The organism is Bacteriovorax sp. Seq25_V (genome assembly GCF_000447795.1).
Lineage (GTDB): Bacteria > Bdellovibrionota > Bacteriovoracia > Bacteriovoracales > Bacteriovoracaceae > Halobacteriovorax_A.
In genome coordinates, this window is sequence record NZ_AUNI01000021.1 from 264,586 (window position 1) to 283,696 (window position 19,111).

The 19,111-nt window shown below is 34.0% G+C and carries 21 protein-coding genes; 12 read left to right on the plus strand and 9 right to left on the minus strand.

The annotated features are described in order from the left end of the window. The first annotated feature begins 27 nt into the window (after positions 1-27). Together M900_RS15995 and M900_RS16000 are read left to right on the plus strand one after the other, a co-directional pair. Positions 28-570, plus strand: coding sequence for a hypothetical protein (locus M900_RS15995; RefSeq protein ID WP_021275765.1), 543 nt, complete (start codon positions 28-30; stop codon positions 568-570). Then, positions 570-956: a hypothetical protein gene (locus tag M900_RS16000; protein WP_021276010.1), complete on the plus strand. Its 387-nt coding sequence runs from the start codon at positions 570-572 to the stop codon at positions 954-956. The genes M900_RS15995 and M900_RS16000 overlap by 1 nt, the downstream gene beginning before the upstream one ends. On the opposite strand, the gene M900_RS16005 is transcribed toward M900_RS16000, so the two are convergent. Both M900_RS16005 and udk read right to left on the minus strand, forming a co-directional pair. Continuing rightward, a complete protein-coding gene (locus M900_RS16005; protein ID WP_021275980.1) occupies positions 953-2,560 on the minus strand; it encodes a ribonuclease J in 1,608 nt (535 codons plus the stop codon). The genes M900_RS16000 and M900_RS16005 overlap by 4 nt on opposite strands. A gap of 26 nt (positions 2,561-2,586) precedes the next feature. Next, a complete protein-coding gene (udk, locus tag M900_RS16010; protein WP_021275907.1) occupies positions 2,587-3,237 on the minus strand; it encodes a uridine kinase in 651 nt (216 codons plus the stop codon). A 144-nt stretch (positions 3,238-3,381) separates the two neighbouring features. Here udk and M900_RS16015 point away from each other — a divergent pair, with 144 nt between their 5' ends. From M900_RS16015 to M900_RS16045, 7 genes are all read left to right on the plus strand, one after another. Continuing rightward, positions 3,382-4,896, plus strand: a complete 1,515-nt coding sequence (locus M900_RS16015) for an ABC transporter substrate-binding protein (RefSeq protein ID WP_021275862.1) — start codon at positions 3,382-3,384, stop codon at positions 4,894-4,896. Next, complete coding sequence (locus tag M900_RS16020) at positions 4,877-5,848, plus strand: 50S ribosomal protein L11 methyltransferase (protein WP_021275730.1); 972 nt, start codon at positions 4,877-4,879, stop codon at positions 5,846-5,848. The genes M900_RS16015 and M900_RS16020 overlap by 20 nt, the downstream gene beginning before the upstream one ends. Next, entirely contained in the window at positions 5,848-6,564 is a 717-nt protein-coding gene (locus M900_RS16025; protein ID WP_021276057.1) for a 16S rRNA (uracil(1498)-N(3))-methyltransferase, read from the plus strand. The genes M900_RS16020 and M900_RS16025 overlap by 1 nt, the downstream gene beginning before the upstream one ends. 37 nt (positions 6,565-6,601) lie before the next feature. Next, complete coding sequence (locus tag M900_RS16030; protein ID WP_021275971.1) at positions 6,602-7,285, plus strand: RDD family protein; 684 nt, start codon at positions 6,602-6,604, stop codon at positions 7,283-7,285. Further along, entirely contained in the window at positions 7,282-7,728 is a 447-nt protein-coding gene (gene rfaE2 / locus M900_RS16035) for a D-glycero-beta-D-manno-heptose 1-phosphate adenylyltransferase (protein ID WP_021275912.1), read from the plus strand. The genes M900_RS16030 and rfaE2 overlap by 4 nt, the downstream gene beginning before the upstream one ends. Next, positions 7,729-8,046 (plus strand): hypothetical protein, encoded by a 318-nt coding sequence (locus tag M900_RS16040; RefSeq protein ID WP_021275806.1) that lies wholly within the window; start codon positions 7,729-7,731, stop codon positions 8,044-8,046. A gap of 189 nt (positions 8,047-8,235) precedes the next feature. Continuing rightward, positions 8,236-9,069, plus strand: a complete 834-nt coding sequence (locus M900_RS16045; RefSeq protein WP_021276075.1) for a flagellin — start codon at positions 8,236-8,238, stop codon at positions 9,067-9,069. 75 nt (positions 9,070-9,144) lie between these two features. Here the strand turns inward: M900_RS16045 and M900_RS16050 are convergent, their stop codons facing one another. Next, positions 9,145-9,723: a hypothetical protein gene (locus M900_RS16050; protein WP_034733106.1), complete on the minus strand. Its 579-nt coding sequence runs from the start codon at positions 9,721-9,723 to the stop codon at positions 9,145-9,147. A gap of 240 nt (positions 9,724-9,963) precedes the next feature. Here M900_RS16050 and M900_RS16055 point away from each other — a divergent pair, with 240 nt between their 5' ends. From M900_RS16055 to M900_RS16065, 3 genes are all read left to right on the plus strand, one after another. After that, positions 9,964-10,794 carry a flagellin gene (locus tag M900_RS16055; protein ID WP_021276074.1) on the plus strand — a complete coding sequence of 277 codons (831 nt, stop codon included), beginning with the start codon at positions 9,964-9,966 and terminating at the stop codon, positions 10,792-10,794. A gap of 162 nt (positions 10,795-10,956) precedes the next feature. Next, the gene (locus tag M900_RS16060; protein WP_021275961.1) at positions 10,957-11,643 is read left to right on the plus strand and encodes a PilZ domain-containing protein; all 687 of its coding nucleotides are present in this window, start codon (positions 10,957-10,959) and stop codon (positions 11,641-11,643) included. 18 nt (positions 11,644-11,661) lie between these two features. After that, complete coding sequence (locus M900_RS16065; protein WP_084703645.1) at positions 11,662-12,381, plus strand: UDP-2,3-diacylglucosamine diphosphatase; 720 nt, start codon at positions 11,662-11,664, stop codon at positions 12,379-12,381. An 11-nt stretch (positions 12,382-12,392) separates the two neighbouring features. Here M900_RS16065 and M900_RS16070 read toward each other — a convergent pair whose 3' ends face one another. Genes M900_RS16070 through M900_RS16095 form a run of 6 tightly spaced genes read right to left on the minus strand, consistent with a single transcriptional unit; the run spans position 12,393 to position 19,108 of the window. Further along, positions 12,393-14,006: a DNA repair protein RecN gene (locus M900_RS16070; protein WP_021275775.1), complete on the minus strand. Its 1,614-nt coding sequence runs from the start codon at positions 14,004-14,006 to the stop codon at positions 12,393-12,395. A gap of 3 nt (positions 14,007-14,009) precedes the next feature. Next, positions 14,010-14,903, minus strand: coding sequence for an NAD(+)/NADH kinase (locus tag M900_RS16075; RefSeq protein WP_021275825.1), 894 nt, complete (start codon positions 14,901-14,903; stop codon positions 14,010-14,012). Next, positions 14,890-15,267, minus strand: a complete 378-nt coding sequence (locus M900_RS17465) for a response regulator (RefSeq protein WP_021275973.1) — start codon at positions 15,265-15,267, stop codon at positions 14,890-14,892. The genes M900_RS16075 and M900_RS17465 overlap by 14 nt, the downstream gene beginning before the upstream one ends. Positions 15,268-15,273: 6 nt before the next feature. Continuing rightward, positions 15,274-16,848 (minus strand): sensor histidine kinase, encoded by a 1,575-nt coding sequence (locus M900_RS16085; protein ID WP_021276000.1) that lies wholly within the window; start codon positions 16,846-16,848, stop codon positions 15,274-15,276. After that, complete coding sequence (locus tag M900_RS16090; RefSeq protein ID WP_021275763.1) at positions 16,800-17,420, minus strand: hypothetical protein; 621 nt, start codon at positions 17,418-17,420, stop codon at positions 16,800-16,802. The genes M900_RS16085 and M900_RS16090 overlap by 49 nt, the downstream gene beginning before the upstream one ends. Beyond that, positions 17,417-19,108, minus strand: a complete 1,692-nt coding sequence (locus M900_RS16095; RefSeq protein WP_021275732.1) for a glycosyltransferase family 9 protein — start codon at positions 19,106-19,108, stop codon at positions 17,417-17,419. Before M900_RS16095 ends, M900_RS16090 begins: the two co-directional genes overlap by 4 nt. Positions 19,109-19,111: the final 3 nt, after the last annotated feature.

A 19,111-nucleotide genomic window follows, 5' to 3' on the forward strand; every position in this document is an offset into this window, starting at 1 on the left:
TCTAAATTTCTACTGCAAAATATCAATATGGATTCAAATACACTCATAATAGTCATTTTATTATTTTTAATATTTATACTTTTATTAGTCATTGGTGGGATCGTTGTTTATCTACTGATGAGAAATAAGCAGCGAAAAGAAGAAGCTCCTGTTAATAAAGAGTCTCTCGCTAATTTTGGTCCAAATGATTTCAAAAAACTATTTGAAGATTCTAAAAAAGATAAAGAACCAATTGTTGGGCTGTGTTCAATATGTGAAAAAGAGTTGATTAAAAGTGATCATTTTGAAACTGATAACCTGCATTTTTGTAAGGAACATTTTCAAACGTATACAGAAAATAAGTGGGAACAAATTACAAATCAATTAACAACAGCAGACACTCCGGAAGCTGGAATTTATATTTATAATTTTAAACAAAATGGCTGGGAAAAAAACAAGGAACCAATGTATATTCAATGTGAATATAAGATCGATGTAACTAATGATCATATCGAAACATATGTACAGCTTTACGTAATTAAAGAAAAAGCAGAAGTGTTAAAAAACCAGCTTGAAAAGGAAAGACTTTAATGAGTAGTCTTGAAGAGTTAAAAAAGCAGATGAATCAAATCATCGAAGATAATAAACCGAGCGTAGTTCTGAATTCGAAGGAAGATAGAAGAATTAGAGAATTTGAAACAGAGCTTATTGAAAGTGGAATAAAAGTAGAGTTTTCAATAACAGTCGCTGAATTAAACCCAGAACTTGCTGAGCACTCTTTTGGTGGGTCAGGCTTTAAAAGAGATCAATATTCTATTTCTTGGAAAAAATGGGAAGGTGAAAACTTTCGTCTCGTACTAACTAATATTCCACATAATAATGGTAAATTACTACTTAAGACGCCAGAGCAATTTAAAAAAGATGCAGTTGAATTACTAGACGAGTTTGCAACTAAATTTAGTGAAAGCTTTAATTAGCAAATGTGAATAACTGCTACTGGACGATATCCAAGGATATTGCCGAAGTATCTTCTCGTGAGCACTCTAATTTTCTCTTTCTTTTCATCCATAGGGGCTTTTTTCAAAGCTTGAAACTCACTTAGTAAAACAGATTCAAATTCCGGTAGCTCAGATTCAATAAATTCAGGTAAACCTTGAGTTGTAATTTCAAAAGTTGGCTTAAACTTATTAATACTTTCTTTAGAGAAGCTAATTAATATAAGCCCCTGAGTTGCTATCTTGCGTCTTTCTGAGATTTTAGCTCTTTCGATCGGAAGATCTTTTCCATGAATGAGAATTGGTTCTGGATGACTGTCTTTATTGATGACCTTGATATTATCTGAAACAATGATCTCGTCACCATTAAGAATCATCTGAGCATTATCAGCAAGCTTATTATTATAGATAAAGTTGACATGCTCTTTCAGAAATAAACTTTCTCCATGAATCGGAAAGGCGTGAGTTGGCTTAAAGGCATGATAGACTTCTTTAAGATCTTCCCTTCCTGGATGTCCAGAAGCATGAATAAGATTGTTGTCAGGGGTGAAAAGTTCTACACCCTGCTCAACAATATCATTATATATGAGACTAACTTCTTTTTCATTTCCAGGAATAGCTTTGGAGCTAAAGATAACGTAGTCACCATGAGCGAATTTGAATCGAGAATCTTGCTTCGATACAACTCTTTTAAGGGCCCCTCTAAATTCGCCCTGACAGCCTGAGAGGATAACAATTTTCTTCTTCTTAACACTTTTGTCATCAGCATCTTTAATAATATCTAGCCCTGTTAAAAACTCTGTCTCTAATGCCGTCTCGATATAACGTTGCATAGAACGACCATAAGGTATGACTACACGACCAAGCTCGCGCGCGATATTAATTAGTGTTTGAATTCTATGAATATTAGATGAAAAAGTAGTGACAAATGTAGTGCCGTCACATCCTTTGATAATATTTTTTAATGGCTCAATTAAATCCATCTCAGAAGGAGTGTGGATATTTTTGCTGAGGATATTTGTTGAATCGAGTAGAGCAATTCTTTTTGAATACGACTTCGATGCGTCTTCTAGTATCTTAAAATCAAAAGGGGCTTCGTACTGGTTGTTCTTATCAATTTTAAAATCAGAAATAAACGTAATAGCTAGTTCAAGTTTTTTGTGCGTTATTAGAAGTCCTTTCGTGTCAGGGATGGAGTGATTAACATGAAAGGCTTCAATGTTAACATCACCAAAGTCCTGCTTTGTAAGTATATTAATTTTTTTTGAAATCTTTCTTTGGGAAAGTTTGAATTGGATAAGTTCTTTTGCAAAACGTGGTGCATATATTTCAGCACTTGGAAATGCTTCTATAAAGTGTGAGACAGCGCCAATATGATCTTCGTGGCCATGCGTGATAACGATTGTATCAATATTATCAATAGCACTTAAGTCAGGAATAAGATAATTAATGTCAAAAACACCTTCATTTGGAAATAAAATACCACAATCGATTAGTAGCTTCTGTGAAGATGTTTCAATAAGTGTACAGTTGGACCCAATTTGCTTAACACCACCAACTGGAGAAATCTTTAAATAATTTTTCATGATATTAATTTACACTGAGAATATTCTTATGAAAAGTTATTGCGATCAATAAGCTTTTGCATAGATTCTTCGTCTCTGATGAAATCGTTTAACTTAGAAGCAAGAATATCCGCTGCGACATCTGTTTCTTCTCCAACGATAAAGTCTGCATATTGCTGTTGAGGGGCGAGAAATTTCTGATACATAGGTCTAACTGTTTCATAGTATTGTGAAGTAACAGACTCAAGAGAGCGACCTCTCTCCTGTACGTCACGATTTAGTCTACGAGTAAATCGGATATCTGCATCAACATGGAGGAAGGTTTTGATGTCCAACATATCTCTGATTTCTTGATCAAATAGAGTGAAAATTCCTTCAAAAAGGAGAATTGACTTAGGCGACATCACTTCAGTATCTTGGAGTCGAGCACTAGTTGTGAAATCATAAAGAGGTACTTCGATCTTACCACCCTCTTTGAGTGTTCTAATATGTGTACGTAATAAATCCCAGTCGAAAGAACTGGGGTGGTCAAAGTTGGGTTTACCTGATTTAGTAAAGAACTCTTTTGGTTGGTCATGAAGATAGTAAGAGTCCATGTGGAGAAGATTGACCTTATTTGCTGGGAGCTTGCTCATAACCTTCATCGCGAAAGTTGTTTTACCTGAACCTGATCCACCTGCTATACCTATTAATTTCATAAATACTCCAACTCTTTTGTTATAACAGAAAATAAGAAATTTAGAACTAAATTTGTAAGAAATATCAATGACCCAATGAGTGGCATCGAGATATAAAAAATGATAGAATTTTAGATAGTTAATAACATTTTAGGTAGATTTTTAATGAAGAATTTTAAGCTCTTTATCGTATTTAGTTTTTTTACATTATTCGAGGCCCACGCCTATAAGCTAGCGATTTCTTCTGCTCCGAATAATTTGAGTCCTTTCTTTTCGACAGATGCGAATTCTCAGAATATCAATAGACTTGTAAATACATCATTAATTGATTTTGATCAGAAGATGAATATTATTTGTCGACTATGCACCTCTTATAAAGAAAAGCGTGATGGAAATAAGTACAGCATTGAATTCGACTTAAGAGATGATGTTAAGTTTTGGGATGGTTCAGCTGTTAATGCGGACAGTGTTGTTTTGTCTCACAAATATTTTACGGATACAGAAAAGCTCAAATCAGTATTTAGATTTGCCTTTGGGAATATCATCGAAGTAAAAAAGCTGGGCGATTATAAAGTGGAATTAGTTTACAATAAGTTTGGACTTGATCATCTTCCAAATCTTGTACTCTTTAAAATTGTTAAAATTACAAATTTTGATTCACTCGAGAAGATTGAGTTAGGTGATATTATTGGCGCAGGTGAGTATAAGTTTGGTCAGATCGATTCATTTCATGTGAATCTGATACCTCTTGATAAGAAACTTCCAGCTCTTGATTTTGTCGTTGTTAAAGATGAGACAACGCTTTCTTTGAAAATGATGAAAGGTGAGATTGATATCTCATTAGCTGAAATGTCGCCTCGAAAAATTGAATTCCTTGAAAAGAGTAATGCTGTTCGAGTCGAAAAGAAAGAAAGTACAAACTATAATTATATTGGAATAAATCATCAAAAAGATTACTTCAAAGATAAAAGAGTGAGAGAGGCTTTGAGTCTTCTTGTTCCTCGTGAAAAGATTGTTACTTATAAGTTTAAAAATAATGCAACGATAGCTAATGGATTATTTTCTGAGGCTTTCGAGAACCTCTATATTGATAGAGTAGAAGAGTACAATCCAAAGAAGGCTGAAAAATTATTTATGCAGGCTGGATTTAAAAAAGTTGATGGAAAATGGATGTTTAATAATCAACCATTGAAGCTTTTGTGGAAAAGTACAAATAATAAATTTGCACTCGAGTTAGTGGAAATTATCAAAGAAGAAATGAAAAAATTCGGGATCGAAGTTGAACTTGTTGTACAAGAATGGGGAACCTTTTTAAGGGGTCTTAAGCGCGGTGAATATGATCTCTTTATTGGTAAATGGGTCGGTTTTACTGGCCCAGATATGCTTAAGTTTGCTTTTTACAGCGAGAATATTCCGCCGAAGGGAGCCAATCGTGGTTTCTATAAAAACAGTGAGTTAGATCAGCAGCTTGATCTTGCAGAATCAACAGAAAATATAGAGAAGAGAAATGAGCTCTATAGACAGGCAAGTATGCTTGTAAATAATGACTATGCATATATTAATTTATGGCATCCAAGCGTTATATGGGTTATGAAAAGCTGTATTAAAATTGATGGAATGTACCCAAATGGCAATATGCTTGCTTTAAGGAATATTAGTGATGACTGTGGAAAAAGGTGAATTTTTTATCGTAGAGGCCCGTTTTGGGAATGAAGAAAAAGCTCTTGAGGTTAACGAGTTAGCAATGAATTCATTTCATGTAGATGGAGTTGAAGAATTCTCGATTGATGAAGCGACTGTTGACGAAATTCTCGGGGAGCGTGCTTACAGTGGTGGAGATGTTCCACTTTCAGTGATTGATGAAGTAGAAGTCGAAGCTAAAGTACGAAATGAATTAATATATAAGTACTACTTTTTCAATGGAGACTTGAAAAGAGCAGAGGATTTTGTTGCATATATTGAAGAAAACCATCAAGAAGTTGCTGTTACAGCAGAGAAGCAAGAATTCTCTGACTGGAACGAAGAATGGAAAAAACATTACGCTCCAATTGTTGTAACTGAAAATCTTAGTGTTATTCCTGAGTGGTACAAGGAAGAAGGTCACAAAAGTAATAGAGACAATATTTATATTAACCCAGGTATGGGATTTGGTACTGGTGAACATGAAACAACATTTCTTTGTTTAAAACTTTTTGAATCAGTTAAAAGTGAGATTAAAGAAGGTGGACTCTGTCTTGACTTTGGATGTGGTTCTGGAATTCTTGGGATAGGTGCAATTAAGAAATTAAAAATGCAAGTTGACTTCATTGATATCGACCCTGCAGCACTTGATAATTGTCTTACTAATCTAAAACTTAATTTTGAAGATAGTGAACTTAACGGTATCGTCTTAGCTCATCGTGACCGTTTTGAAGTAACTGAAAAATATGAGCTGGTTTTTGCAAATATTCTTGAGCATGTTCTAATCCTTGAAAAAGAAACATTATTAAGTTCTTTGAAAGAAGGATCATTTCTAATTCTATCAGGAATTTTAAATGATCAAGTTCCAAATATTAGAGAAGAATATAAGATGCTTACTCATATCGAGACAGTTTCTAAAGGTGACTGGTCGGCGATTGTTTTCAAGAAATAATGAGAGCAGTACTTTTAAAAGAAACTGAATCAATTAAAGAAGGTGAAAATTTCGTGTTAAATGACGATAGAGCACACCATCTTATCAAGGTTGCTCGCATTAGAAGTGGAGAAGAGGTAAAGCTTCTAAGCGGTCAAGGACAAAGCTATATTTCTGAAGTTGTATCTTGTACAAAAAGAGAAATCACTCTCTTGATTAAAGATCAAACAGCGACCGAGAAACCATATCAAATTGATATTTGTCTGGGTCTTCCAAAGAGAGAGGCATTTGAATTGTGCTTAAAGAACGCTGTAGAACTCGGAGTATCGAATTTCTATCCGTTCACTGCGGAGTACTCTCAGTGGAAAATTAAAAACTTTGATCGAGTTGATGCTTTAATTGAAAGTGCCACAATTCAATCTAATAACCCATTTTTGATGAAGGTTGAAGAACTTGCACCTTCACTTAAAAGTTATGATGCAATCTTTAAAAATTATGACTATGTGATTCTATCAACACTTAGAACACAAAATTCAATAAAGGAATTAGAGCTTAATCCAACTCAAAAGATCCTTATCATTATTGGCCCTGAAGGTGGATTGAGCTCAAATGAAGAAGATTATATTTTATCATTTCCAAATGCATCGACATTATTCACAGGAGGCCCAATTTTAAGGTCACCAAATGCAGTTTCAACATGTATAGGATATGTGCTCGGAAAATTTGCTGCTTTGTGAAATTTATGTCATCCTAATAATAACAGGAGTATAGAGGATGTTAGACACAAATATTAATGATAAGAAAATTGAAGTTGTCGATTTTGATTTAGATGCGTTTGATATTGAAGATATTCCATTTAAGCCAATTAATGAAGGACTAGGTTTTCACCATAATGGGCAAGCTCAAAAAAATGAGCTACATATTCATAAAAAAGTATATGACCAAGTGATTCAAAAACCAGCTGTTGAAGAAAGAGCTATCCCTAGTGAATTAAAAGCTTTTTATTCTCAAACAACTACTGCAAGTCCTAAGGTTAATAAAGAAATAAAAATCTTTGAAAAAGTCGAGAAGGATGCAACTAAAGTTAGTCGTTTAATGGCATTTATAACTGATGTAATCATTGTTCTAATGCTTGTTTCAGTTATTTTCTCATTGATGTTTATTTCTACAACAATGACAATTTCTGATTTTGTGAGCCAGTTGATGCTAACATCGAATATCGTTTTTCCTATTGTCTTATTTGTTTTAATTTATAATATCTACTCACTTGCGATGGGGTTCAGTCAAACAGTCGGTCAAAAAATATTTAAGACAAAGACAAAATACAATAGAGAAATGAACATTGGATTTATCGTAAAAAGATCAATGTTAGAGCTGGTTTCAATTCCAATGATTGGAATTCCATACTTGATGCAAATGGATGCTGAGCTATTAAAAAATAAGGTTATTAGAGCGTGAGTTTTGAAACTTTAGAATCAATTAGAGCAAATAAAAAAATTGTTTTTACCAACGGTTGTTTTGATATCCTTCATCGTGGTCATGTCGCTTACCTTAATGATGCCCGTGAACAGGGAGATTTACTTGTTGTTGGAGTTAACTCTGATGCAAGTGTGAAAAGACTTAAAGGTGAAGATAGGCCAATAAATAATGAGCTTGATAGAAAGTTCATGCTTGAAAATTTAAAGGCAGTAGATTTTGTTTTTGTTTTTGAAGAAGACACACCTTATGAATTAATTAAAAAAATTCAACCAGATGTTCTTGTTAAGGGCGGGGATTGGAAAGTTGAAGATATCGTGGGTCATGATATTGTAGCGATGAAAGGTGGAGTAACAAAAAGTTTGCGCTTTGAAGATGGTTACTCAACGACTGGTTTAATTAATCAAGTTCAAGGTCGATCGTAATTGTTAGAAATAGATCTTAACGATAAAGATTTTCATGTAATTACTTTCTGTGAAACTCAAGAAAAAGATAGACTGACTTTAAATAGCTCGAAACAGCTATTTAAAGTAATTTATTCAATATTAAGCTCTAAAAAAAACTGCGTTATTAGAAATCATCGAAATGTTGAAATAAGAGTTTATCCGAGTAAGCATTTCTATTTTGATGATGAAATCATTTTTCTTAATTTATCTTTGAAAAATAAATTTAAAAATATAGCAATTAAGTCGGACATAAAGAACTTCATAAATCTACAGACTTATCTTAAAGAATTACTTTAATACCCGAGTGTAATACTTAACTACTTAAAATAATTAGGAAAATTGTACCTTTTTCTCTCAAGTAAATTTCTGAGTATCCGTAATGGTTATTGTTACCTAGGGGTAGGTAACATGAGTAAAAAAAGATAGGACAAGGAGTTTTATCTTTAAACAAACACACGGAGGTTTTAATGATTCGAGGAGATTAGTATGGGTATGAGAATTAACACAAACGTTCAATCGTTAGCAGCACAAAGAAGTTTAGGAAATGTAAAAAGAGCACAGAATACGTCTCTTGAAAAACTAGCTTCAGGTAATAGAATTAATAAAGCAGGAGATGATGCAGCAGGTTTAGCAATTAGTGAAAAACTAAAGGCTAACATCAGAGGTACTCAACAAGCGACAAGAAACGCTGGTGACGGTATCTCAATGGTACAAACAGCAGAAGGTGGTTTAAACGAGGTATCAAATATCTTAATTAGACTAAGAGAGCTATCTGTACAATCTGCATCTGATACAGTTGGAGATACTGAGAGAAAGTTTACTGATCTTGAATTCCAAAACCTAGTACAAGAAGTTGATAGAATTTCTGAATCTACTAAGTTTAACGGAAAGAACCTACTTAATGGTACTGGTGATCAGATGGACTTCCAAATTGGTATTAACAACACAGAAGGGTTAGATAGAATTGCTTATGACCCATCTCAATCAAGTGCGAAAGCAGCAGATATTGGGATTGAAGGTCTAACAGTAGCATCGAAAGATGGTGCTCAAGGCAATCTCGATGTTCTTGATACGGCAATTGAGAAGATCTCTGGAAACAGAGCGAATCTAGGGGCGCTACAAAATAGACTACAGTCTACAATTAGCAACCTTGAAGTTTCGACAGAAAACTTAAGTGCGGCGAATTCAAGAATTAGAGATACTGATATTGCTTCTGAGTCAGCAGAGATGGCTAGAACAAATATCTTATCAAACTCTGCAACTGCGGTATTAGCGCAAGCTAATCAGTCTAACCAAGGTGCACTGAGATTGATCGGTTAATCGAAAACACAAAATCGAATTAAAAAACAAAACCTCAGAGGCCTCCAGTAATGGAGGCCTCTTTGCGTTTATAGATTAAAAATTTTTCGCAACTCCTATCAAGAGTGTCGCAGTATTTGGCATTACGGCCATCGAAGTCTTGAAGGTATAATCATCATAGAGTGGTAGTGTTAAAGTCTGTTTAAGGCCAATTATGGGCACGAGAGCAATATTTCTCCCAAGCTTTAAACGAACTGGAAGATTAATATCATTATCTTCCCACACATTTTGTCGAATACCGTACACGCCATAGAAATATCCGACATCAATATATTGATCAATTCGAATACTATAGCCTTTGTTATAACCTAGGGCCGGAGATCCTAGAGAGTCATTAAAAATAAAGAAGGCGTTATAACGAAGGTCTTCCCCTTTGATATCAGCCTGCTCATAGCCGAGGAAAGGATGAAGGATTAGCTTTCCTTGATCTCCTATGTCCTTCTTAAATTTCCCAGCATCCTCACTGAAATCAAAGAAGTGGTATGTGATAGCACCAGTGAAAAAATGAATATAGCCTTTTGATGAATTTGCATTAGAAACAACGTTTTCCTGTGCTTTTAGCGCAGTTGAGAATGTTGATAAAAATAGTAATACAAGGAGTCTATAAAATTTCATTAAATAAATTTAACACTAAAACAGTGATGTGCAAGGGTGGAAAGTATGTTTGTTACAAGAATAATGCCAAAAAAATATCGCCTATAACCTATTAATTTAATAGAGAAAAATAACTTTTTTTAAAAAGTACTTGACGAAAAAACTAAAGAAAAATCCCGAGTGAAACGATAGGTTTCTTGTCTGACAAAACAACTCAGACAAAAAAATGGTAAAAAACAACGCTTTAGAAAGGAGTACAAAATGGGATTACGAATTAACACAAACATTGCTTCACAAACAGTACAGAAAAACTTAAGAGAAGTATCAAGTAAAGGACAAGATTCTTTAGAGAAACTATCAAGCGGTAAGAGAATTACAAAAGCCGCTGACGATGCCGCTGGACTTGCGATTTCTAAAAACTTAGAAGCGACAACAAAAGGTTTAAGACAGGCAACAAGAAATGCTAACGATGGTATCTCTTTAGTTCAAACAGCAGAAGGTGGTCTGAACGAAACATCTAACATCTTAACAAGACTTAGAGAGTTAACAGTTCAAGCTTCATCTGACACGATTGGAGACTCAGAAAGAGGATTCTTGGACAAAGAATATCAACAGCTAACAACAGAAGTAGATCGTATCGCACAATCAACAACATTTAACGGGTCTAACCTATTAAATGGAGAAGGCGAACAAAAAGATATTCAAGTTGGTGCATATGATGGAGAACAAAACAGAATTACGTTTGACTCTTCAGCAACAAATGCAACAGCTGACGCAATCGGAATTTCATCGACAAGTGTAGCAAGTAAAGACGATGCACTAGGTTCGATGAGTCAAATTGACTCTGCTATCGAAATGGTATCAGGACAACGTGCAGACTTAGGTTCTATTCAGTCAAGACTACAGTCAACTGTATCAAACCTAGAAGTACAAGCGCTGAACCAAGATGCAGCAAGATCAGTAATCGAAGACGTTGACGTAGCAGCTGAATCAGCAAAAATGGCTTCAAGCAACGTGATCAAGCAAGCTGGGGTAGCAACATTATCGCAAGCTAATGGAATACCAAACGCAGCACTAAGACTAGTAGGATAATTAATTAAGTATAGACCGGGAGGGGAATTCCTCCCGCTCTTTTCTTAAAAGCATAGGTTAAGTTTTTTTTAGCGATGTAAACTTATACCTTTTTTTACCCATTTTTCCTCTGGGTAATTAGCGTTGCCCAGGGGATTTTGGGAAAAAAGGAATGGATTAGAGATGTTAAAGTTAAAAGGTGAAGAAAAAACATTTGAACAATTAATCGCAGCAGCGGTTAGTACAAATGCTAAAGCCTTTATCTGGGATCTTGAGGCCAATGAAATAATAAGAGTACCTGTTGAATTAAAGAATTATAATGCATTTAAGAAAGTTGTGAATTTTGAAATTGATCACCGTGCGAAAGAATATATCAAAGACCTCATTAGTGGTCCTGGTGTTTTAAAATTTTATATTCCAGATTCTCAACTTTTATTTGTATCAAAAGTTGAAATGTATAGAGGAAGCCATTTAGAAGTACGCTACCCAGAAGCATTTCAAAAGCATGATAGAAGAAGAGAAGATAGATTAGAACCACTGATTCCAGTACATTTCAAAATGGAAGGGATCAAGAAAGAATGTTATGACGTATCTTTTGGTGGATTTTCATTTATTCTGAATGGGCTAGAATTTAGAAATATGAGATATGAACCAGGGCAAATTGTAGAATGTCACATCGAATTTCCTACCAAGAAAATTAAAATAAAAGCCGAAATTGTAAATATCGCTAATCTTAAACCATTTCAGGTTGAGAGATTTCCTTATGGAGCAAAACGAATTTCTTTTAAAGTCGAATCAAATGATTTTTACAAGGAAAGTGTGGTTAAGCTAGGTAAGGGAATGAAGAAATTACTTACAGATTTACTTTAAATTCGTTATTATCTAGAGATGAATATATACACGATCTCAGATGTCCACATTAAACCAGACGGTCAAAACGTCGATATAATGAAGAAGTTTCTCGCTTTACCATTCGAGCAAAATGATTCAATTTATTTACTAGGTGATATCTTCGATCTCATGATCGGTCCGCATAATGAATATTATAAAGAGTATGATTGGTTCTTTGGACGAATTAAAGAACTTCTTTCTCAAGGAATAAAAGTTAAATACTTTGAGGGAAATCACGACTTTCATGTTGAGAAATTATTTCAAAATGTTGGTGTAAAAGTTTATAAGGCACCATTGAAAAAATCATTTCATGATAAAAAAATTCTATTTTGCCACGGCGATGAGATAGAGATTGGAAACCCAACCTATAAAAAATATAAGAACTTCATAACGTCAAAACCTCTAAATTTTATAGCGAACAAAATAATGCCATACTCCCTATTAAATTTTATTGGAGTTAATGCTAGTAAAAAAAGTAGGAAGAGAAACAAGAGTCGTTACGGTAATCCGCAGGAAAATCTTAAGATTAGAGATTCTTTTAGGGATGCCGCCGAGATTGCTTCCAAAGAATATGGGGTAGAGGTTGTTATATGTGGCCATAGTCACTATATGGACTATTTTGAGAGTGATACCCTGATCTACGCAAATAATGGATACGTACCATATACTCAAAGCTACATTAGAATTAGTGATAAAATAGAGATTTTAAAACTATAAAAAAGCGCTCGTTAGAGCGCTTGCATTTCTTTAATATATTTAGGCATTTTAGGCTTTTCGATATGACGAACTTGAGACTCTGTCCTTACTTCACTATTAATCTCAACTGACTCTTTTTCAACCCACAGCAACTGATCAGAAAAATTCGCAATCTGTGGAAGGTGAGTGATCGCAATTACTTGGCTACCTCGTGAAACTTCCTGAAGTGCCTTACCGATAGTAATTGCCGTCTCTCCACCAATCCCAGTGTCGATTTCATCAAAGAGGAAAACACTAATAGATTCGGTTGTACTGAGTACTTGTCTCAGGGCAAGCAGGATACGTGAAAGTTCCCCTCCCGATGCAATTTCCTTAATTGGATGATAGCCTTCTCCTGGGTTGGTAAGGGCATAGAAATCCAACTTAGAAATTCCTGATGGCATTAGTGTATTAGCTTTTGAAATACGAATATCGATAACAGCCCCTTTCATATTAAGAGCTTGGATAAGTTTCGTTAAAGATTTCGAAAGTTCTGCTGCTTTCGTCACCCTATTCTCGTGAAGCTGTGTAGCTATTTTATTACAGATATCGTGTTGATTGTTAATAGCTTTCATGGTCTTGTTGATTTCTGTATCAACAACTTCAATCTCTGAAAATTCTTTTTGATATTTTTCAAGAACTTGAATCAGTCCTTCAGTATCAGTATTGAATTTTCTTTTAAGACGCTGGTACTCATCAAGACGATCTATAATCTCTTCGACGGAATCTTCTGGAGCCTCATCATTTGAAAGTTTTGTTATTTCAAAAGAAATATCGTCGAGTTCAGCCTTAAGATTTGAAAATCTGGCGTGAATTGAATCATCAACACTTATAGTATCAAGAAGTCTCTCTGCACGAGACAAAATTTCTGTCGCACTGTTGTTAGACTCACTAAGCATGAAGTTAATTTCATTCAATGTCTTTTGATTCTTTTCGTAATTTAAGATTTTATCCTTTTTGGATTTTAATTCATTTTCCTCTGAGGGTTCAGGACTTAATCCTTCAATTTCATTAATTTGGAACTCTAAAAAATCCTTTCTTTCAAGAGACTTATTTTTAAATTCTTGAAGATCAATTAATTTAGCTTCAAGTAGTTTAAGTTCGTTATAACTATTTTTATAATCATTATAAAGCTCACTGTGACCAGAGAAGTTATCTAGTAGTTTAAGTTGATAATCATCTGAAAGTAGTTTTTGATTTTCAAATTGCCCAACAAGGTCGATGAACTTTCTTGCAACTTGTGTGAGAATATTGAGAGGACAAGATTGGAAGTTTAAGAATGATTTAGACTTTCCATTATTGTAAATAAGTCTCTTAATTACGATATCATCTTCACAAGGAAATCCGATAATATCAAAGAATGCACGAGACTTCTCATCGTTACAAGTAAAGGTAGCCTCAATTGAAGCGAACTCCGAGCCAGATCTTACTAACTTCTTATCGGCACGTGCACCAAATATCATTTGAAGTGCGTCGAGGATTAAACTTTTACCCGATCCTGTTTCACCAACAATAGAATTAAAGTGTTCATTGAAATTAATTTGTTGATTAGTAAAAGTTGCAAAATTTTGTAGCTTTAATGTTTGAAGATTTAATCTTGCGCTCATTTTTTACCTGCGTCCGTGTTTGAATTTTTCTTTTAAAGTTCCAAAGTACTCTCTGTTAGGATTTGTTATCAAACTAATTTGAGATTTAGAAGATTTTATAATTTTTACTTTTTGATTTTTCGATATTGTTATATTTTCTTGTCCATCAAGCGTTAAAGACAATTCACTTTCATCTTTTGGTACCTTGATCCATATGGCCTGGTTGTCTGGAAGCAGCAATGGCCTATGAGTGAGTGCATGTGGACAAATAGGAGTTAATGTAATTGCTCTAACTTGTGGATGGACAATTGGTCCTCCCGCCGCAAGCGAATAGGCTGTCGAGCCAATAGGACTACTTACTATTAATCCATCGCCTGCGAGATTATAGATCGTTTCAGAATCTGTTTCTAGAGTGATAGAGAACATTCTCGAAATTCCGTTCTTAGAAACAACAGCATCATTGATAAAAATCGCTTCTTTGATTTTCTTATTGCCTTCAAAAATTTCCGCTTTGAAAAGAGGCACTTTATTTAGATGGTATTTACCCTTCAAAACAAGCTCTAGATCATCATAAAAATCTTGTCGTGAAAACTCTGTAATGAATCCAAGGTTTCCCATGTTTATTCCAAAAATGGGAGTCGATTTAGAAGACTTGTGTCTACATACACCAATAAGTGTTCCATCTCCGCCAAGAGTAATAATAAGATCTGATTCTTTTAAAAGTTCTGCTTTTGAAAGAAAATGAATTTTTGGCTTATTACTTTTAAAGATTTTAGATACTCGTTCTGCTTCTGAGTCATATAGGCAAACTTCAACTTTTCTTCTCTTGAGCCACTCATATAAGTTTGGGAGCATTGTCATTAAATCATGAACAACTCTAGGTTTTAATACAATTCCAATTTTCTTAATTTGTGTCATTACTTTCTCTTAATATGTTATCAATAACTAAATTTACATCTGTAAATGGTTTGCTGTAAATGGCGCAGTTATACATTTTAGCCTTTTCTATGATCTGTGGAGAACTATAAGCTGTAATTATGCGAAATTTTGTAGCGATATCATCTAATGTGAATTTTGACTTCGACTCCTCAATGATATCAAAGCCTGTTATGTCTTGAAGCATTAAGTCACAAATGATCAAATCAAAATTCTCATCGTTAATATGTGCTATCGCCTTCGTTCCACTACTTACAGCAGTAACTTGATGACCTCTTCTTTCAAGAAGCATCTTTAAAGTTTTTTGAATTAGAGGCTCATCCTCGACTAAAAGTATATTTTTCATTTTTACCTATTTTTGAATAGTAATAAGAAACTCTGTCCAACCAGGTAGATTTTCAACAAGTGAAATATTTGCATTAATTTTCTCACAAAGACGCTTACAAATAGAAAGACCAAGCCCTGTTCCCGTCTCTTTGGTCGTCACAAAAGGATTAAAAATATCTGCCTTTTTATCTGTTGGAATACCTGGACCATTGTCACGAATTGATATTGTGAGATAGTTCTCATGATCTGAAACATCGAGGTGAATCTCCTTCGATGGAAGATTGCTTTCTTTGAGTGACTGGGAGCTGTTGATAACTAGATTAAATATAATCTGGCTCAAATATGTTGGATTTGTGAGTAGCTCAATATCTTCATTCGTATTAATAAAATTAATATTCTTTTTGAAAAACTTAGACTCACTTTTCGTTAGGGTAATCGTTTCTGTAAGTAGTGATCTAAGGTTAATTTTTGTATTATGATCATTTTCGTTATAAAGCTCTGAGAAGCTTTTAATAATCATTTGGCAACGACTCGCACTTAAGCCAACTTCTTTGATTGTCGAAAGTATATCTTGATCTTTGTCATGAGAGTCATAAGATAACATTTCAGTTGATATGCTAATACCGAAAAGAGGATTTGAGAGTTCATGGCTAAGAGTGTTTAAAAGTTCACCCATTATCATCAATCTTGCATGATGAAATAGTTCCGCGTCATTAGAACTATCTTCTGTCGTCTCATAGGTAATGGTGACGTATTCGTTGCTTACAGTTTTTGTTGAGTTCTTGGCCTTCTTGTCTGACTCAAGATTAATGAGTTTGGAAGTAATACTTAAATATATTGGAAAATCTTTGATGATTTTTTCAATTTGAGTTTTCTGATTAAAAATTAGTGTATTCTTTGCGATTAAGGAAAACTTAATTTTACTATACGCTATTAAATTAGAAAAAAACTCTTTCTCTTCTTTTTGAGTACTGAATAAATCTCCACGAGAAGCAATGACAACAATCGATAGATCTGTGTATTCTAATTCTTTGGCCAGGAATGATCCAATGACATGTATGTCATCTGATCCAATATCTTTTAAATCGAAATGCTTGTTTTTACTTTTCTTAATCTTAGAGAAAATATTGTTGTAAGAGGCAACAGTGATAATCTCATGCTGATCATTAAAAAAGGAGTGAACATTCGATTGTCCTTTTTCGTGAATAAATACTTGGAAGAAGCTATAGTGTTTGAAATTTGGAATTTTATTAAAGTTAGCAATTACTTGATTTATATGGGTAGAGCTTTTAAATAGTCTTTTAGTGATCTCTTCTAAGTTTTCAAGTGTGCTTTTTTCTTCAAGCTCTAAACTAATATTTGAAATATTTATTAAATGACCTTTGAGCTCATCTTCTGAGTTAAAGTATATTTCTGAGTTATCAACACTGTTAAATTCTAATGAATTACTTCTTAGAGTATATTGAGATATAGATTTTTTTGAATTTATAGAAAATTGAGATGAATCAATGAAGGCTAATTCATGATTAGCCTTCTTATCGATATATAAAGTTAGATCTTTCCGCTTTCTATCATTAGAGGAATTGCTTTGATTTTCCACTGTGCTAGGTTATCGACAAGTTCATACTCTAGCAAGTCACAAAGCATGATTATGTCATTTTTCTCTTTCGCTGGAATCAAGGCCTTGAGTACAGAAAGAAGGTGAATCTCAAGGTTTCTAATGGTTTCATTATTCTTAAAGAAAGTAGGATTGTGATTTTTTACTGTGCGATGAACTTTAGAGATCAGTTGAATATAAAGATCAATTAGGTCAATGAGATCAGAGAAATTTGCATTTGCTTCATCTATATTGTTCTCATTATAGAAACCAACTATTTCATGAATTTTAGCATTCAATGTATCAATATAAGTATTTGAATCTTGAAGTGCTTCCATCGCTATCTCAACAGAGTTTTTAATCTCTAAAGTAGGATTACCTAAATTATCTAGATCCACGTCGGCGAACTCACCGAGCAAATCGACTGGAATCGTCTCACCATGAATTGTTACAGCTGTAACGATTTCGTTGTTCTTAAGCCCTTCTCTTTCGATTAAGTTAATTGCTTCGTGAAGTGTAATCGATTGATTGTCATTAAGCTCGAGAACTTCTCTACTTATACTTACTGTAATCATGCATCTGTCCTTGATGAAGTTAATTTTGTAGTTTTATCTTTTTTGATATTAAGTTTATTTAAGAAATCATAAATAATACTCGAGGATGTTGAGATCTCCTGATAAACATAGAAAGCAGACTCAGTCATTTCTACGATATTAGTGCCACTTAAGTTTGATTTGGCAACTTTAGCATAATCAACAATTGGCGAAAGAAGTGGGTATGACGTAATTAGTACATCAAGTAAGCGGTCAATCTCATCAATCTTTAAAGAGTAGTTTTTAATTGATTGAATATTTGGCGAATTATTTGAAATTTCTTCAAGTATAAAACGACTATATTTTTTACCAAATTCTGCAAGCTCGTATAGGTTTTCCGCAGCACCAGGCATCATGGAAAGAGCTTCAGTTGCATTCTTTGAAAGCTTCGGAAGATTTATAGTTGGTTCAACTTCGCTGAATGAGTATGACCAAATTACGTTATAAAAATCTCTAAATACTTCCTTGGCGCTTTTATTCTCATCGAGAAGATTTTTGAGCAGTAACTGGCCTAGATTATTTGTTGTCGTTCTATAAATATCAACAGAATTTAAATTGAACTCAGTTACATCTTTTCTTAGTTTTTCGATATCAATCACGTTTGCAGTAAGAAGCTGTTTTGACATCGCTATTGCAGTATGAAATGGCACGTCAGCATGACATTGAAAATATGAACATTTTGTATCAGGGAAGCAAGGGTAACAGTTTGTTTTTGGTGCTAGTACATAGTTGTTTAAAGAGTAAGGAGCAGTCTCTTGAACTCTAACAGTACCAAGTGAAATAGTTAAACTCTTCACATTCTTGAAACTAAAAAGATGACTCAACATAGAGTCATGACCGATGAATAAGAAGTTCTCATCAACAAGATCGTAAACTTCAGTTAGTTTCTTTCCTAATAGGGGTGTAATTCTATCTTTAAATTTTGAAAGTATAGGAGACGCTGTCATTTTCTCGTATGAGGGCGTATCTCCATTTGAACCAGCAATATAAACCGTTAAATCGGCATTAGATTTTAAAAGATTATAAATTACCTCTGTCCATTTTGACTCAGCCCATCTTTTTTTATCGAGCGATGCAAATGGGTGAATTAGGGCTTTGTTTTTTAATTCTTTCGAATACTCTTTTGTATTTAGATGAGTATTGATCTTCTTAACACCAATAATAGCTGCGAAAAGATCGACAAGATTAAATGGATTCAAATTTCCTCTCATTACAGATGAGAATAAATATTGTGACCATTTGTCCTGAATAACTTGTTCGTGTTTTTCGTTAAAGAATGGCCCAAGTTTATATTCACTTCTTATAAGAGAGTGTAGATATGTTGATGACTTTGAGAACGATAGATTAATACTAGCTGCAATTGGACGCTTGTTGATGAGTGCAATTTGAGAAGAAATATTTTTTAAAGATCCCTTTACTCCATCTCTAAGATTTATCGCCGTCTTTAGATCAAGAGTAATACACTCATCGAAAACTTGGTCGATAATAAACTGAATTGGCTCCGCAAATTGCTTTCTTGCAACAAGCTGAACCTTTATTTCTGGATGATTGATCTTCAATAGACGAACTGCTTGTGCAGTTTGTAGAATATCACCAATCCTAGTTAACTGAAGAATTGATAACCATTTTTCTGCTGTCTCAGTTGTCTTATTCTCCTGTTTTGCACCCATGTC

Coding starts and splice junctions, on each gene's coding strand:
- M900_RS16000 (WP_021276010.1), top strand. CDS start 570: ATGAGTAGTCTTGAAGAGTTAAAAAAGCAGATGAATCAAATCATCGAA.
- M900_RS16075 (WP_021275825.1), bottom strand. CDS start 14,903: ATGACACAAATTAAGAAAATTGGAATTGTATTAAAACCTAGAGTTGTT.
- M900_RS16095 (WP_021275732.1), bottom strand. CDS start 19,108: ATGGGTGCAAAACAGGAGAATAAGACAACTGAGACAGCAGAAAAATGG.
- M900_RS16090 (WP_021275763.1), bottom strand. CDS start 17,420: ATGATTACAGTAAGTATAAGTAGAGAAGTTCTCGAGCTTAATGACAAT.
- M900_RS16055 (WP_021276074.1), top strand. CDS start 9,964: ATGGGATTACGAATTAACACAAACATTGCTTCACAAACAGTACAGAAA.
- M900_RS16060 (WP_021275961.1), top strand. CDS start 10,957: ATGTTAAAGTTAAAAGGTGAAGAAAAAACATTTGAACAATTAATCGCA.
- M900_RS16025 (WP_021276057.1), top strand. CDS start 5,848: ATGAGAGCAGTACTTTTAAAAGAAACTGAATCAATTAAAGAAGGTGAA.
- M900_RS16005 (WP_021275980.1), bottom strand. CDS start 2,560: ATGAAAAATTATTTAAAGATTTCTCCAGTTGGTGGTGTTAAGCAAATT.
- M900_RS16045 (WP_021276075.1), top strand. CDS start 8,236: ATGGGTATGAGAATTAACACAAACGTTCAATCGTTAGCAGCACAAAGA.
- M900_RS16050 (WP_034733106.1), bottom strand. CDS start 9,723: ATGAAATTTTATAGACTCCTTGTATTACTATTTTTATCAACATTCTCA.
- M900_RS16030 (WP_021275971.1), top strand. CDS start 6,602: ATGTTAGACACAAATATTAATGATAAGAAAATTGAAGTTGTCGATTTT.
- M900_RS16070 (WP_021275775.1), bottom strand. CDS start 14,006: ATGAGCGCAAGATTAAATCTTCAAACATTAAAGCTACAAAATTTTGCA.
- M900_RS15995 (WP_021275765.1), top strand. CDS start 28: ATGGATTCAAATACACTCATAATAGTCATTTTATTATTTTTAATATTT.
- udk (WP_021275907.1), bottom strand. CDS start 3,237: ATGAAATTAATAGGTATAGCAGGTGGATCAGGTTCAGGTAAAACAACT.
- M900_RS16065 (WP_084703645.1), top strand. CDS start 11,662: ATGAATATATACACGATCTCAGATGTCCACATTAAACCAGACGGTCAA.
- M900_RS16015 (WP_021275862.1), top strand. CDS start 3,382: ATGAAGAATTTTAAGCTCTTTATCGTATTTAGTTTTTTTACATTATTC.
- M900_RS17465 (WP_021275973.1), bottom strand. CDS start 15,267: ATGAAAAATATACTTTTAGTCGAGGATGAGCCTCTAATTCAAAAAACT.
- M900_RS16020 (WP_021275730.1), top strand. CDS start 4,877: ATGACTGTGGAAAAAGGTGAATTTTTTATCGTAGAGGCCCGTTTTGGG.